The 13,934-nt window shown below is 44.5% G+C and carries 14 protein-coding genes; 8 read left to right on the forward strand and 6 right to left on the reverse strand.

Going from position 1 to position 13,934, the window contains the following annotated elements:
* Positions 1-20: 20 nt before the first annotated feature.
* Entirely contained in the window at positions 21-629 is a 609-nt protein-coding gene (locus tag ACFQV5_RS17160; RefSeq protein ID WP_379248575.1) for a superoxide dismutase, read from the reverse strand.
* Between the two features lie 455 nt (positions 630-1,084).
* Between ACFQV5_RS17160 and ACFQV5_RS17165 the strand changes: the two genes are divergently transcribed.
* The 5 genes from ACFQV5_RS17165 (at position 1,085) to folE (ending at position 5,216) form a co-directional block, all read left to right on the forward strand.
* Entirely contained in the window at positions 1,085-1,510 is a 426-nt protein-coding gene (locus tag ACFQV5_RS17165; RefSeq protein WP_379248576.1) for a GNAT family N-acetyltransferase, read from the forward strand.
* 204 nt (positions 1,511-1,714) lie between these two features.
* Positions 1,715-2,317, forward strand: a complete 603-nt coding sequence (gene lepB / locus ACFQV5_RS17170) for a signal peptidase I (protein WP_379248577.1) — start codon at positions 1,715-1,717, stop codon at positions 2,315-2,317.
* A gap of 30 nt (positions 2,318-2,347) precedes the next feature.
* The gene (queG, locus tag ACFQV5_RS17175) at positions 2,348-4,210 is read left to right on the forward strand and encodes a tRNA epoxyqueuosine(34) reductase QueG (RefSeq protein WP_379248578.1); all 1,863 of its coding nucleotides are present in this window, start codon (positions 2,348-2,350) and stop codon (positions 4,208-4,210) included.
* 130 nt (positions 4,211-4,340) lie between these two features.
* Positions 4,341-4,574 (forward strand): YneF family protein, encoded by a 234-nt coding sequence (locus ACFQV5_RS17180; protein ID WP_379248579.1) that lies wholly within the window; start codon positions 4,341-4,343, stop codon positions 4,572-4,574.
* 48 nt (positions 4,575-4,622) lie between these two features.
* Positions 4,623-5,216 (forward strand): GTP cyclohydrolase I FolE, encoded by a 594-nt coding sequence (folE, locus tag ACFQV5_RS17185; RefSeq protein ID WP_379248580.1) that lies wholly within the window; start codon positions 4,623-4,625, stop codon positions 5,214-5,216.
* Between the two features lie 90 nt (positions 5,217-5,306).
* Here folE and ACFQV5_RS17190 read toward each other — a convergent pair whose 3' ends face one another.
* Complete coding sequence (locus ACFQV5_RS17190) at positions 5,307-6,485, reverse strand: Fe-Mn family superoxide dismutase (RefSeq protein ID WP_379248581.1); 1,179 nt, start codon at positions 6,483-6,485, stop codon at positions 5,307-5,309.
* 128 nt (positions 6,486-6,613) lie between these two features.
* A complete protein-coding gene (locus ACFQV5_RS17195) occupies positions 6,614-7,576 on the reverse strand; it encodes an alpha/beta hydrolase (RefSeq protein ID WP_379248639.1) in 963 nt (320 codons plus the stop codon).
* Between the two features lie 251 nt (positions 7,577-7,827).
* Here ACFQV5_RS17195 and ACFQV5_RS17200 point away from each other — a divergent pair, with 251 nt between their 5' ends.
* Positions 7,828-8,571 carry an IclR family transcriptional regulator gene (locus ACFQV5_RS17200; protein WP_379248582.1) on the forward strand — a complete coding sequence of 248 codons (744 nt, stop codon included), beginning with the start codon at positions 7,828-7,830 and terminating at the stop codon, positions 8,569-8,571.
* A 134-nt stretch (positions 8,572-8,705) separates the two neighbouring features.
* On the opposite strand, the gene ACFQV5_RS17205 is transcribed toward ACFQV5_RS17200, so the two are convergent.
* From ACFQV5_RS17205 to ACFQV5_RS17215, 3 genes are all read right to left on the reverse strand, one after another.
* Positions 8,706-9,803, reverse strand: coding sequence for a DUF1648 domain-containing protein (locus ACFQV5_RS17205; RefSeq protein ID WP_379248583.1), 1,098 nt, complete (start codon positions 9,801-9,803; stop codon positions 8,706-8,708).
* A 3-nt stretch (positions 9,804-9,806) separates the two neighbouring features.
* Positions 9,807-10,202: a GntR family transcriptional regulator gene (locus ACFQV5_RS17210; RefSeq protein WP_379248584.1), complete on the reverse strand. Its 396-nt coding sequence runs from the start codon at positions 10,200-10,202 to the stop codon at positions 9,807-9,809.
* A 466-nt stretch (positions 10,203-10,668) separates the two neighbouring features.
* Complete coding sequence (locus ACFQV5_RS17215) at positions 10,669-10,833, reverse strand: hypothetical protein (RefSeq protein WP_379248585.1); 165 nt, start codon at positions 10,831-10,833, stop codon at positions 10,669-10,671.
* A gap of 252 nt (positions 10,834-11,085) precedes the next feature.
* Here ACFQV5_RS17215 and ACFQV5_RS17220 point away from each other — a divergent pair, with 252 nt between their 5' ends.
* Both ACFQV5_RS17220 and ACFQV5_RS17225 read left to right on the forward strand, forming a co-directional pair.
* Positions 11,086-12,858 carry a cache domain-containing sensor histidine kinase gene (locus tag ACFQV5_RS17220; RefSeq protein WP_379248586.1) on the forward strand — a complete coding sequence of 591 codons (1,773 nt, stop codon included), beginning with the start codon at positions 11,086-11,088 and terminating at the stop codon, positions 12,856-12,858.
* Positions 12,851-13,903 carry a response regulator gene (locus ACFQV5_RS17225; RefSeq protein ID WP_379248587.1) on the forward strand — a complete coding sequence of 351 codons (1,053 nt, stop codon included), beginning with the start codon at positions 12,851-12,853 and terminating at the stop codon, positions 13,901-13,903. The genes ACFQV5_RS17220 and ACFQV5_RS17225 overlap by 8 nt, the downstream gene beginning before the upstream one ends.
* Positions 13,904-13,934: the final 31 nt, after the last annotated feature.

Raw genomic sequence — 13,934 nt, forward strand, 5'->3', positions numbered from 1 at the left:
TTAGATATATATTGGAAAAATTATTTCGCGTTATCGTAACGTTTTCCAACTTCTTCCCAGTTTACAACGTTCCAGAAAGCGGAGATGTAATCAGGGCGTTTGTTTTGATATTTCAAGTAGTAAGCATGCTCCCAAACGTCCAGACCGAGGAGAGGAGTTTGACCTTCCATGATCGGGCTGTCTTGGTTAGGTGTGCTTGTTACAGCCAATTTGCCGTCTTTCAGCACAAGCCATGCCCAGCCGCTACCGAAACGAGTAGTAGCTGCTTTCGCGAAATCTTCTTTGAACTTATCGAAGCCGCCAAGCTCGCTGTCGATTGCTTCAGCCAAAGCACCGGTAGGGTTGCCGCCGCCGTTTGGTCCGATGATTTCCCAGAAAAGGGAGTGGTTTGCATGACCGCCGCCGTTGTTACGAACAGCTGTACGGATGCTTTCTGGAACAGCATCAAGGTTGCCGATGATTTCTTCCAGGGATTTGTTTTGCAGTTCAGGAGCGTTCTCAAGCGCTGCATTCAAATTGGTTACATAGGTGTTATGGTGGCGATCATGGTGAATTTCCATCGTCTGTGCGTCGATGTGAGGCTCGAGCGCGTTGTTTGCGTAAGGAAGCGGTGGTAATTGAAATGCCATAATGAAAATACCTCCTGATAAAATAGTTTTTTGGTTATGAATAAATGGTCGCCTATAAAGGGACAACCTTTATTACCCACAAGGAACATATGTAAAGCTTACACTTCATATATTAAACCTTTCCGGGGGATTAAATCAACATTTATGTTTGAAAAGTAGGTAACCCCCATAATATCAATGTTTTGAAGATTAAATTTAATCCTGCGATGACAAATTCAACCGATACATTTAACAAAATCATGGAAGAGAAACCATTCCTAAAAATGTAACCGCTTAATATAAAGCGTTTTCAGAAGAAAACTCGTGAATTTCGTAGAAAGATGTGGTTTAATGGACAAGAAAGCAGGAATTTCGCATTTTTTTGTAGTAATTATTAATGCTAGGTTTGCAGCAACGGAATACTATATTGTAAGCCGCGTAAACCGCATCATGCTAACGAAAAGGGAGATTTTGAGATGCATGTTCGTTCCTTTCAGTTGAGTGACTGTAACCAAGTAACTGAGCTTTTACAGATTGCTTTGTCGGAAGAATGCTACGAAAATACGATGGAACCTTTCTCCAGACAATTAGCCTGGGATTCTGACCTGATTATGGTAGCAGAAGAAGATGGCGAAGTTGTGGGTGCCTTGATCGGGACCATTGAACGAAACCACGGATGTTATTTCCGTATTGCGGTACATCCAGATCACCGTAGACAGGGTATTGGAAAGGCTTTGGTCGAAGCGATGGAGCAGCGATTCCAATCTCGTAAAGTCAGCAAGATTCTTGTTGCCGGAGACGAACATAACGCAGCTGCCATGCCGCTTTATGAAGCGATGGGTTACGGAGCTAATAAAATCCTGACATCATTTCAGAAGCTGAGTATAGTAGGTCAGCCGTAATGGTCAGAATGGAGTAAACAGGTTTCGCGGCATAGACTGAACATGTATGTTGAGCCAAGAAACGACTTTTATTTTTATATGAAGCATATCTATCGACCGTTGCAAATGGGAGAGAGATATGCTTTTCTATTAATGTACCGATTTTTTATATATCCTCCTATGGCTGTCGGCAATGGGGTAAACTTGAAGCAAAGAAGGTGTAGTATGGGACAATTAAATTCTCCCGGTTCAAGTGAGAATGGAGATCAAGTAAATCCCCAAGAGGCAGCAGCTGAGAAGAACAGTTGGGTAACGGAGTTGTGGGATTGGGTCAAGACGATTGCCATTGCATTTTGTATCATGGTTCTTCTGAATATGTTTGTCTTTAATTTGTCTATGGTTAAAGGAGAATCAATGCAGCCGACACTGGAGGCGTCCGAGCGTCTATTTATCAATAAATTGGTATACCAGTTTGCTGATCCCGATCGTGGCGATGTCATCGTGCTTAAGGATCCGAGTAATGGACCGGATAAGAAAGAGTTTCTGGTCAAGAGAATTGTTGGCTTGCCAGGCGACACCGTCGAGGTAAAGGGACATATTTTGTATGTAAATGGTGAGGCACAGGAAGAATCTTATACAGACGTCCCGATTGAAGATCCTGATTTCGCTCCAATTACAATAGAGGAAGATCATTATTTTGTTATGGGAGATAACAGGCATCTCCGAAAGAGCAAAGATAGTCGTGAATTCGGTAGTGTAAAGGAATCAGACATTGTTGGGCGTGCGGAGTTTATTCTTTGGCCATTATCTAAAATAAAAGGACTATAGAAGTTCAAGGCAGGAAAGGAGGCGCTGGAGATGACTCTACGACTTGGAGCCTACGCTCCATCGTCCTCCGTATGGGAGGAACTGAAAGCAGAGCTGAAGCAAGCTGCACCGAGTTTAGGCATTGATGATATAGGATTTACTTCAGCAGATCCGTTTGTATCGCTAAAATCAATTCTGCAAAATCACCGTGATAAGGGTTATGAATCCGGGTTTGAGGAGTCGGATTTAGATAAACGGGTTACACCTGCACTCCCTGGTACAAAGCCAGCATCAATTATCGCGATTGCCGTTGCATATCCGTCCAAAATGAGTAATCCGCCAAAATCCGAGCCTGGGAAGTACAGGGGAATTATGGCGCGTTCGGCTTGGGGAAGAGATTATCACCAAGTATTGCGGGATGCGATGTCAAGACTTGAGGAATTCATTCGTGAGCGTGTTCCAGATGCGGTGCTGGAGAGTATGGTGGATACGGGAGCACTTGTGGACAGAGCGGTTTCCGAGCGAGCAGGAATCGGTTTCAGCGCTAAAAACTGTGCCATAATTTCTCCGAAATTCGGCTCATGGATTTACCTTGGAGAGATGGTTACGAATATTCCTTTTCCTCCAGATTCACCGGTAACAGAGGACTGTGGGGAATGTACGAAATGTATCGATTCTTGTCCTACAGGGGCCCTTGTCGGTCCGGGACAGCTTAACGCACAGCGCTGCGTATCTTTTCTTACTCAAACCAAAGGGTTTTTAGATGAAGAAGTCATGCGCAAAATTGGTAACCGGCTATATGGCTGTGATACCTGTCAAATTGTTTGCCCGAAAAATAAAGGCTTGAACTGGACACATCATGAAGAATTGCAGCCAGATCCAGAAAAGGCGAAGCCTCTTCTACTTCCAATTCTTGATATGAGCAACCGTGAATTTAAGGAAACATTCGGTGATACATCTGCGGCATGGAGGGGAAGAAAACCGATCCAGCGCAATGCTGTAATCGCCCTTGGCAACTTTAAAGACGCTTCGGCAGTACCGAAGCTTAGCGAGGTGCTGCTGAAAGATCCGCGCCCAGAACTGCGTGGAACTGCCGCATGGGCTCTGGGGCGCATTGGAGGCGAAGATGCTTTGAGCAACTTAGAAAAAGGCATGAATTCAGAACGAGATGAAACTGTACGCAATATGCTTAAACAAGCTTTAAATAAACTTCAACCTGAGCGTGGAGCAACGGTGCCAGAAGAACAAGTTAGCATCCAATCTTCGGCTTCATTGAAAACAGCGGAAGCTGGTGTTGCTGATCAGATTGTGCCTGTGATTGAAAGTGAACAGCCGGTTACGGATGCACTAAAGGGAGCTGAACCGATGGCTACCCCGAATATCCCAACTGATGTGCTGTATTATAACGAAGTTCAGTCGCCAATTGGGACATTAACCATTGTAGCAACTGATTTGGGTGTATGCTTAATTGAGTTTGGTACTTTTTATGTTAAAGAGGCTGTTCTACAGCAGTGGTCGCGTACTTGGGCTGGCGGAGCCTTATATGAACGCAGCGAGGAGCGTCTTGCTGAAGTATCGTCACAGATGAAGCGGTACTTTGAAGGTGAGCTTAAGGAGTTTACGGTACCGCTCGATATGCGTGGTACTCCGTTCCAATTGCAAGTGTGGGAAGCTCTTAAGGAGATTCCATACGGTAGTATCCGTTCATATAAAGATGTAGCTGAAGCCATCGGGCGGCCAAAAGCTGTACGTGCCGTTGGCGGTGCTAATAACAAAAATCCGGTTCCGATTATCGTTCCTTGCCATCGTGTGCTCGGAATGGATGGGACACTCGTAGGTTATGGTGGAGGATTGGAAATAAAACGTACTCTTCTCACGTTGGAAGGTTCTCTTCCTGACCGAAAAGCCCATTAGAAATTGGAATCAGGACTGACCCAAGAGACTCGTTTTTTCCATTTGCTGTCCCGAAAAGGACATGCTATGATAGGTTCGTATATGCGCCATTAAATGGTAAATATTAGTATGAGCAAAAGGTGGTCAAGTGATGGACATTGTTATTCCGATTATTACATTGATCGTGGGTCTGGTTGGCGGATTTTTTATCGGTGTATTTTATCTCCGTAAGCAGCTGGAGAAAATGCAGAACGATCCACAAATGCTGCAAAAGATGGCTAAACAGATGGGCTACAATTTGAATGGTAAACAAATGCAACGTGCCCAGCAAATGATGAAAAACCAGCCGGCACCGGGCAAAGGCCAGGGACGCAAGCGTAAATAATGAATTGATAGATAGCCGTTTGTTTTTTTATGGAAAGGGGGAAATATCGTGGCAGGCGTAAAAGATTATGTTAATAATAAAGTTGTTGAGAATAGTGAGCAGATTGAATACCATGTTGAGCAAATTCTCAAACTGATCGGTGAAGACACTGAGCGAGAGGGCCTGTTGGAGACACCTGCCCGCGTAACACGGATGTATAAAGAGATTTTTGCCGGATACGAAGTAGATCCCCGTGAAGTGCTTGGCGTCACATTTGACGAGCAGCATGAGGAATTGGTTATTGTAAAGGACATTGTGTACTACAGCCAATGCGAGCACCATATGGCACCGTTTTTCGGTAAAGTGCACATCGGATATGTACCTAGCGGCAAAATCGCAGGCTTAAGCAAGCTGGCGCGTCTGGTAGAGGCAGTTACTCGCCGTTTACAAGTTCAGGAGCGAATTACATCCCAAATTGCGGACATTATGGTTGAAGTGCTTCAGCCTCATGGCGTTATGGTCGTGGTGGAAGGTGAACACTTGTGTATGTGCGCACGCGGAGTGAAGAAACCAGGAAGCAAGACGATTTCTTCTGCTGTACGGGGAACATTCCAGACGGATCCAGCTCAACGTGCTGAATTCCTGTCTTTAATTAAAGACTAAGTTTCAGTTCTTGATTGCGTGATATAGAAAAGGCTCCGCCAGTTGGCGGAGTCTTTTTTTTGAAGGAGAGCAATTTGAACTTCGTATAACTCAGAACGGTTGCCACTTAAGCCTCCTAGCCTGCTCGAAGCGTTCCTCGGCTTCGGGCCAATATACGACATTCCACCAGTCATTGATGTAATCTTTACGATTGTTCTGATGCTTCAAATAGTATGCATGTTCCCACACATCTAGAGCGAGAATTGGAATGACATCCCACTGGGAAAGATTTTGATGCTTCTCGGCCTGCAGGATCTCCAAGCGATGGCTGCGAGGGCTCCAGACCAGAATAGCCCAGCCTCCGCCTTCGACCTTGTCCGCAGCTTCCGTAAATTGCTTCTTGAATCGTTCGAAGCTGCCGAAATCTTTCTTGATCTGCTTGGCCAGTTCATCCTTAGGTGCGCCGCCACCCTTCGGATTCATGATGGACCAAAATAAAGTGTGAAGATAGTGACCTGCACCATTAAACGCGAGCTCTCGCTCCCAGTGTTTAATTAAATCAAAATTTCCGCTATTGCGAGCTTCTTCAAGCTTTGTTTCTGCTTTGTTAAGGCCATCCACATAACTTTGATGATGCTTGTCATGATGGATACGCATCGTTTTTTCGTCAATATAAGGCTCAAGGGCATTGTATGGATAAGGTAATGGAGGGAGGCGGTGCCCTCCGATAGGTACTGGCTTTTGACTAGGAGGGGAGGAGACACTTTGAATAACGGCTTCAATATGCTCTTGTTGAAACGGTGTAACGACTGGGCCTTGAGGAGAAGTAGAGAAGGATTCCGGATTGTCTATCAAACGCTGTATGGCACCAGGATTGCTGAGTTCTTTAAGAACATCTATAAAGTATTCAGACTCTCGAATAATATGGAGTAACACCGTGTCGGCAAGAGGAACTTGTTTTACAGAAGCGCTGTTCTCTTTTATCATATGTAGCTGACGTATGAATTCTTTCGACTGCTCAAGAGAGACCCGAAGGATTAGCTCTATTTGAGCAATAAGCTGAGGGGATAGTGCACCTGAGGTGGCGAGTACTTGACGAAGCAGTTGATCAGCTGCTTTCTGTGTTTCTCCAAAGACGATAGCCCAATCGTCCAGCAGTTTAACATAAACCGTCTCCAGACTAGGAATGATCGCTTTAATGACTTCTGTATGCTCCATTTCTTGCTGTTTCCAAAATCTTATTTCTTCTAAAATTCTGGCGGGGAGCATAGCTCCATAGATATACAGCATAAGTATTTCCTCCTGTCTCATTCATCACTATGAATCTATATTCGAGTGGACGCCTGTCCTATGAAGTGAATAACAGAAAAAAGCCGGTAGCATCTTACGTGCTACCGGCTTTGAATTAGGTCGTTGTATTATTCGGGCATAGGTCCGTCAGGAGAATTTAATTTTCCGAGGAATGTGGACACGCGCCGTAAATATTCACGCGGATTTTCGCGGAAAATGAGTTCATGACGAGCACCTTCGACGATCCATGAATCAGAATCGGGATGAGTCTGATTGGAGGCGATTTTCTCTGCAATTGGATAAGGTGCTTTGTCGTCATTCGTTCCATGGATGAATAAGATCGGAAACGGATAATCTTGCGATTTAACTTCTGAATACGGAATCTGGTCAAGACTGGTACCATTCAGAATAGGGAATAATATCTCAAGTATTTCAAGTGATGGGTGACGTGGCAAATCGATCTGATTTTTGATGTTGTGATACAGGGTGTCTGGTTCGAGCAAAAAGGTGCTGTCGAGTATCATTGCATCAACATCCTTAGTTTCGAGACCTGCTTGCAGGGCCGTACCGGCTCCCATTGAAAAGCCCCAGACAACAATTTGCTTAGCGCCACGCTGCTTGGCCAATTGGATGGCGCCGAGAAGCTGACGCTTTTCTGCTTTTCCTCCTGTGGCGACTTCTTTACTAGTCTGTGAAGCAAAGCCATAATCAAACATCAGGACATTGAAATTCAAGTTATGAGCATAGTGCGCTAAGTCGTACATGGGAATCCACGTTTCCTCACGATTCGCTCCGTATCCGTGACTGAGCACAATCGTTCGAGTTGATGATTGTGCAGGAATGTACCAACCGCTTAGCGTTTGTTTTCCGTCAATAGAGTGGAATAGGACGTTCTCGTATTCCATTTCTTTTGCCAGTTTCGGATTCGAGTACAGCGGGGCAACCGTAGGATTCGACAAAACCCAGGCGATATAGGCATGGAGAGCTATAAAGCAAAAAACGAGAAAAAAGACAACGGATAGGATAAGAGCGAGTAAAATATGTCTGAACCGAATCATACGGGCAGAAAGGCCAGTTGGCGTATCATTCATCTGGGATAGTGGGGCGTTGTTACCAGTGATCATATTCATGTGTGGCCCCTCCTTACCATAAATTCTTTTCATTAAAATGAAAACGTTTAAAATTATTATTATCGTAATGCTGTGAATGGTTTTAGTCAATGTAAAATAGAAGATTGTTAGACAATTGTAAAATGAGGATTTCAGTTTACTTCCGGTCTATTTTTTCTTATAATTCTTGTAACCAGGTTTCATGTAATGAAACAAGAGAGGGGAAAGCGGGTATGGAAGACCGTAAATTAACCGTGCGTGCCGTAGAACGTGCGCTTGATATATTAATGTGTTTTACAAAGAGTCATGAACTGGCTTTAACGGAAATTTCCTCTCTTATCGGACTGCATAAAAGTACGGTGCATCGACTGATGACCACACTTGAAGAGAGAGGTTTTGTCGTTCGGGATAGCAGAACGGATAAATATCGGCTGGGGATGAAGATTTGGGAGCTCTCCACACATTTATCACATAGTGATGACCCGGCAGTTTTGCTGTTACCTGCGATGGAATCACTTCGAGATCGGCTGGGGGAAACCGTAAGTCTATACCTTCGAGATGGCAAGGAACGTATTCGCATACAGGCCGTTCAGAGCAACCAGGCGATCCGTAGGGTTGCTGAGGTAGGTACGCGGCTGCCTTTATCGGTCGGAGCGTCTAGCAAGGTGCTAGTGGCTTATGCGCCTCCATCAGACCAAGAGGAGCTTTTGAATGCGCCGGATTGGCCTGAGTCCGTTGATCGGAACCTATATCGACTCCAGCTGAGGGAAATCATTGAGAATGGGTATGCGATAAGTATTGAGGAACGGGAACCTGGAGCAGCAGCTGTATCTGTACCGATTCTAGATCGGAGTGGCAAGATTGCTGCCGCGTTATCAATGTCAGGCCCGGTGAGCCGTCTTTCGGCAGATACACTTCGAGAGTATGCTCCGGTGCTTAAGGAAGCGGCAAGAGAAATGGGACTAATGATTTCTTAACAGTTCGCATGGGTTCGTTCGATAGAGTGTAGTTAGTATAGTGTAAGGACAGCAACTTCACGTTTATTACAGCAAAGAGCAGGCCGCTCAAGGTTTATCCTTGGGCGGCCTGCTCTCTTTATGGTTTATTTTGATTAAGTGGAGAATAATGAAGCTGCAACGGCAAAGGCGATAATGCCCAGCAGAATGAACCAAGCCTTCTTATTGGCGACGTTGATCGTCCAGCCGATACCATATCTTTTTTCTACAAAAATAGCAGGGTCCTGAGGGTTGAAGTACAAGCCACCAAGCTTCCAATATGCATCGTCGTCATAAGGCTGAACAGTTGATGGGGGGCGTTTTGGCCCGATACGACTGCCACCCTGGCCGGTAGTCAATGTGATCACAAGTGTTCCGATGACGATAATAGCAGGCAAGAGCGTGCTGACAAGTGCCATGGTACTCGGACTTAAGTTCAGAACCATACTCAGCTGGATAAAGGAAAAGAGTAAGATCATAATTAGCCCCGTCATGATGGTGAAGAAGGACCATCTTAGACGGAAACTGGCATTACGTGCTGCAGATTCAGATGGGGATCCTGGATCAATCTGTTGTTTGCTGTTGAGAATGGACCAATTTACAAATATGAACAGGACAATCATGACAATCTGCATGATATTTGGGAATAGAACCGTGTGAACCGATTTGTCGGCAAACCGGGTTACATTGCCTGCCAAATCAAACTTCATAGCAATTTGGTTAGGGATGCTGTCATAGTAGGATAGTGTCCAGCAAGCACTGATGACCGTAATTATTCCGTGGATGATAAACCATCGATTGGAGAAAACGAGCTTTCTGCGTCTAAAATGGGTGTCGATGGCGATCGTTTGGCGTTTGGTAGGAACAGTCGGTAGATTCGCTTTTATGGACTTCATTTTATAATGGAACTTCAAATTCATCATAATCGAGAAGACCGTTATACTTAGAATCCCTGCAGTAATTAGGATTTCTTCGGATACATCTGGCCACAAGGCATATATGAGCAAGCAGCAACCGATCACCAGAATATACACAAGAGCGCTCAATCCAGAGTACTGCTTGCGCAACTTCCGCAAGGGTTCACTGTGAAATGTCTCCTCACTCACCGTAACACCAAAGCTTAAGGTCTCTCGTGTGAAATAGGGCATGAATACAAAGGCCGCGAGCAAAGGAATGACCATCAACACGATGATTACAGCTGAAATAACATACATAGTTTATCCACCTTCCTTAGTGTGAGTGATTTCGTCGTGAATTTCTGCTACTACCTGCAATATTAGTTCTTTGCTCATACCACGGCATATAGCCTCCGCAATGATAGGCTTAAGCTGGCTCCGTCGCTTATCTTCATACTCTGGTGTGATTTCCGGAAGACCGTCAGGATTAACAACAACACCTTTCTGCCGATGGATTTGAATGAATCCCTCCTGTTTCAGTAATGTGTATGCTTTATTAACGGTATGAAGGTTGATTCCGATATCGGATGCAAGGCTTCTGACAGAAGGGAGAGCTTCTCCAGGCTGGAGATTGCCGCTGGCGATCCCTTCTATAATCTGATTGATAAGTTGTGTATATATAGGCACATCCGACTGCATATCAAGCTGAATGATCATGTAACCACCTCAATTCGTCATAACTGTTATATATCGAGTATAACAGATATAACTAGCGATTGAAAGTGCGTTGGTGAGATTTTTTTACATTTTATTGAAATAGAAAAAAGACGCCTGCATTAACAGGCGTCTTTTTGGTGGAGAAGTATAAGTATATTGAACTTTTGATGGAAACGTGGTTTGAAGCTTAGAATATATAATTAACGTTTATAGCTGCACTTGCAGTTGCAGTATTAGCGGACTGACGTTCCACTATTTTCTATATAAGTGCCACTTTTGAACTTTGAAGGACAGAGGATCCGTTATTACCTAAATTATGAGTAAATTCAGTTGTGAATCGAGTAAATAACGGAAACGGAGTCCGCTTAGCACTTAGAATACATGGAATGTTGCTAAATAGCGGATTGTCTGTCCGCGAGATGTAAGTCCGCATTATTTTTGATGCTCTTTAGTTATGAATGTCTAGTTACTTTAGCGGTCCACGCACCGTATTTTTTTCATTTATTTTCTGAGTTAGAATTTCATGAAATGTTGCAGGTTTATCTCCTGTCTGATCTTTCTTTGGGGTATTCACAGCTTGAGGCCTTTGATATTGATGATGGAACGGTGCCATTGTATGTATAGTCAACATGTGACAATCCTCCTTGAAGTTTGTATCGCTCTTTTATAACCAGATAGAGACTGATAGAAACGTTGTTAGCTGAAAAGGGGAAGAAAGTAATAGTTTGCCGAGTGCTTACCTCAAATTCAACTTGGATTAGCCATATTCTCCTTATTTTCATACAAAAGTCCTAATTGCCAGGAGATAAAAGAGAACATACAATATATTAAAGTTTTCGGAATTGATGGATTAACGAAGGGGGAGGGAAAGCTGAGATCTTCATTGAGGAAACAGATTTTCACTGTGTTCTTCATTCTGTGTGTGCTGCTGGTAGGAATAGGTGTATATTGGTACAAAATGTCAAGTCTTGCGATTCGGAACAACACCTTGAGCCTGAGTCGGCAGCTTATGAATCAAATGAGTAGTCGTATGGACGTTTATATTAGGGAGATAGGAAATCTAACCTTGCCTATGACTGCCCGCAGTATTTCTGCAGAATTTTTGGATCATGCCGCAGAAGGCCCCTACGAAAGATTATTGTATTCAAGGCCGATTACTAAAATGATCTCAAATAGCATGGTCGGTCGATCCGACATTTATGGTATTTCAGTCGTTACCCAGGACGGAATCGGTGCTTCCAGCTATAGCAATCTGTTTGCACAAAGGCGTTTCGCAGAGATGGCAGGCAAGTTTGAATCAGCCGGTAAATTTCAGATCATGGGTAGGACCCGCTACAATGATCTGGAATTGCTTACTCTAGCGGTCAAATTTTACAGCCCGGGTACGCAGAATTGGGGAATCTTGATGGTTGATCTCAAGTTTGAGCAGATCCTTGCTGTCGTTAGCAGCATTCAACTGGAGAATCGGGGATTTGTCTGGATTGCCGACCCGCAAGGAAGATATATGTATCATCCTCAATATGAGAAGAGAGGAGGTCCTGTCCCCGGCTCCTTATTAGAAAAAATAATTATGGGCAACGAAGGCGGCGATATTCACCCATCTGATGAGGGAGAAATTTTGATCGCTTACGCCGTCTCTGATCTGACCGGCCTTACATTTGTCTCAGAGACACCCCTCAATGAAATCAATTCCGATTTAATTAAGCTGCGGAACACTACCATGTTTTTCGGGGTGTTCGGACTCATCCTCGGTTTGCTGTCAGCATGGTTCGTTTCTTTTTCACTGACGGATTCGATCCTTGTGCTGCAGCGATTAATGAAACGAATCGAAATCGGAGATCTGGATGTGCGAGCGCCGGAGAAACGAAGAGGGGAGATCGGCTACTTATACCGCCAATTTAACAAAATGGTACTTGAAATTAAAAACCTGATTCGAACGGTATCTGCGTTACAGGTGAGAGAAAAGGAGCTGGAGCTGAAACGTCTGGATTCCAAAATGCAAGCGCTTCAATATCAGATTAACCCCCATTTTCTCTATAACACATTGGAGATTGTTAATTCCTATGCAATTGTCGAGAACGTTCCTGAAATAAGCCGGGTCGTCAACTCCCTGGCTCGAATCTTCCGCTATAGTGTGGAAAACCATGCGAAAATTGTCCCGCTGTCCATCGAGATGTCGCATATTAGGGATTATCTGGATATTCAAATCGAGAGGTTCGAACGCCTTCGAATATCGATCGAGGTGGATGATACCGCCGCCGCCAGAGTGCAAGCAGTGCCAATGATGCTTCAACCTCTTCTGGAAAATGCATTTAAGCACGGTTATCAGCAGCACAAGCTTGATCCGGGTTATTTTTCCATTCGGGGTATGGAAAAAGGGGATTTTTTCGTTATGGAGATAGAGGATCACGGATTCGGAATGGAGCAGGAGGTGAAAGATCACTATAATTTATTATTCTCTGGCGAGCACGAAAACAATGACATTCATGAAAGAGGAGTCGGATTGTGGAATGTACACAGCAGAATAAGGTTGTATTTTGGCATGGACTGCGGACTTTATATTGTATGTTCTGAACCGCATAAAACAATCATCCAAATTATACTCCCGATGGCTGCTGCAGACCGGTCTAACGGAAAGGGTGAGTTCATTGTATAAGATTATCATCGCCGACGACGAGAAAATGATTAAACGAAGCCTCAGAGCTCTAGTCGCCCGCTTGGGGGATGATTTTGTGCTCATTGGCGAAGCTTCAAACGGTAAGGATGCATTGGAGTTAGTCCGTAAAAATTCCCCGCATATTCTTATCACAGATATTTGCATGCCTGAGATGGACGGGATGGAATTGATTGCGGAAGTGAGAAAATGCTGCGGGCAAGTTAAAGTGATTGTTATTTCAGGACATGCAGAATTCAAGTATGCGCACCAAGCCCTTCGTTACAACGTAACAGACTATTTATTGAAGCCGATCGAGCCTGAAAGCCTGATGTCGCTCCTGAAAAGTTTCTTTGACCAGGATAAGCTGGAGGGCAAGCGGCTGGCTGGACGCATTGAACCTCGTTGGCATCAAAATGCTGAACAGCTCTTTCGCTCCCTCTGGTCCGGCCAGGAAAAGGAACTTATTAGGGAAGTAGAGCGATTCCAGCAATTAGTGGAGGAATCGACCCAAGACGATGTCCTTGTCGCAGATATTTACCTAGATCAGGTGGCGTACATAAGAAGAAGGGCAGCTGGGATGTGCAGTCGAATATCGGAGGAGTTATTAAGGGAGGAGGCGGAGCCTTCTGCAGTTGGTCATCCCAGTGAGTGGTTCAAGGCAGCTTGTATAGACCTGTTTCATAAGGCAGCGCGGCTGCGCGGATTGGGGCAGACTCAGCAGATTAGGAAAGCTCTCAGCTATATCGACAGCCACATGGGTTCATATGAGCTTTCGCTTACGGGAGCCGCTGAACATGCCGCCATGTCCGTCACTTATTTCAGCCGTTTTTTTAAAGAGGAAACAGGGATGAGCTTTGTGAGATATGTAACCAATCTCCGTATGGAGAAGGCCAAACAGCTGCTAACGGAAACGAATCTGACCGTATGGGCTGTGGCTGAAAGTATTGGTTACTCTACCTATCATCATTTTGCAAAGGTGTTTAGAAAAGAAACCGGGATGACACCCACGGAGTACAGAAGACTGCAAAAATATATAGATGATTAAGGGGCCGCAAGTAAGGCTCTTTTTTTTTGTG

Source organism: Paenibacillus sp. GCM10028914, assembly GCF_042666275.1.
Classification (GTDB): domain Bacteria; phylum Bacillota; class Bacilli; order Paenibacillales; family Paenibacillaceae; genus Paenibacillus_AQ.

Excerpts from the sequence above, each read along its gene's own strand:
- ACFQV5_RS17180 (WP_379248579.1), top strand. The coding sequence starts at position 4,341 with ATGGACATTGTTATTCCGATTATTACATTGATCGTGGGTCTGGTTGGC.
- queG (WP_379248578.1), top strand. The coding sequence starts at position 2,348 with ATGACTCTACGACTTGGAGCCTACGCTCCATCGTCCTCCGTATGGGAG.
- ACFQV5_RS17205 (WP_379248583.1), bottom strand. The coding sequence starts at position 9,803 with ATGTATGTTATTTCAGCTGTAATCATCGTGTTGATGGTCATTCCTTTG.
- ACFQV5_RS17160 (WP_379248575.1), bottom strand. The coding sequence starts at position 629 with ATGGCATTTCAATTACCACCGCTTCCTTACGCAAACAACGCGCTCGAG.
- ACFQV5_RS17200 (WP_379248582.1), top strand. The coding sequence starts at position 7,828 with ATGGAAGACCGTAAATTAACCGTGCGTGCCGTAGAACGTGCGCTTGAT.
- lepB (WP_379248577.1), top strand. The coding sequence starts at position 1,715 with ATGGGACAATTAAATTCTCCCGGTTCAAGTGAGAATGGAGATCAAGTA.
- ACFQV5_RS17210 (WP_379248584.1), bottom strand. The coding sequence starts at position 10,202 with ATGATCATTCAGCTTGATATGCAGTCGGATGTGCCTATATATACACAA.
- ACFQV5_RS17165 (WP_379248576.1), top strand. The coding sequence starts at position 1,085 with ATGCATGTTCGTTCCTTTCAGTTGAGTGACTGTAACCAAGTAACTGAG.
- ACFQV5_RS17190 (WP_379248581.1), bottom strand. The coding sequence starts at position 6,485 with ATGCTGTATATCTATGGAGCTATGCTCCCCGCCAGAATTTTAGAAGAA.
- ACFQV5_RS17195 (WP_379248639.1), bottom strand. The coding sequence starts at position 7,576 with ATGAATGATACGCCAACTGGCCTTTCTGCCCGTATGATTCGGTTCAGA.
- ACFQV5_RS17215 (WP_379248585.1), bottom strand. The coding sequence starts at position 10,833 with ATGTTGACTATACATACAATGGCACCGTTCCATCATCAATATCAAAGG.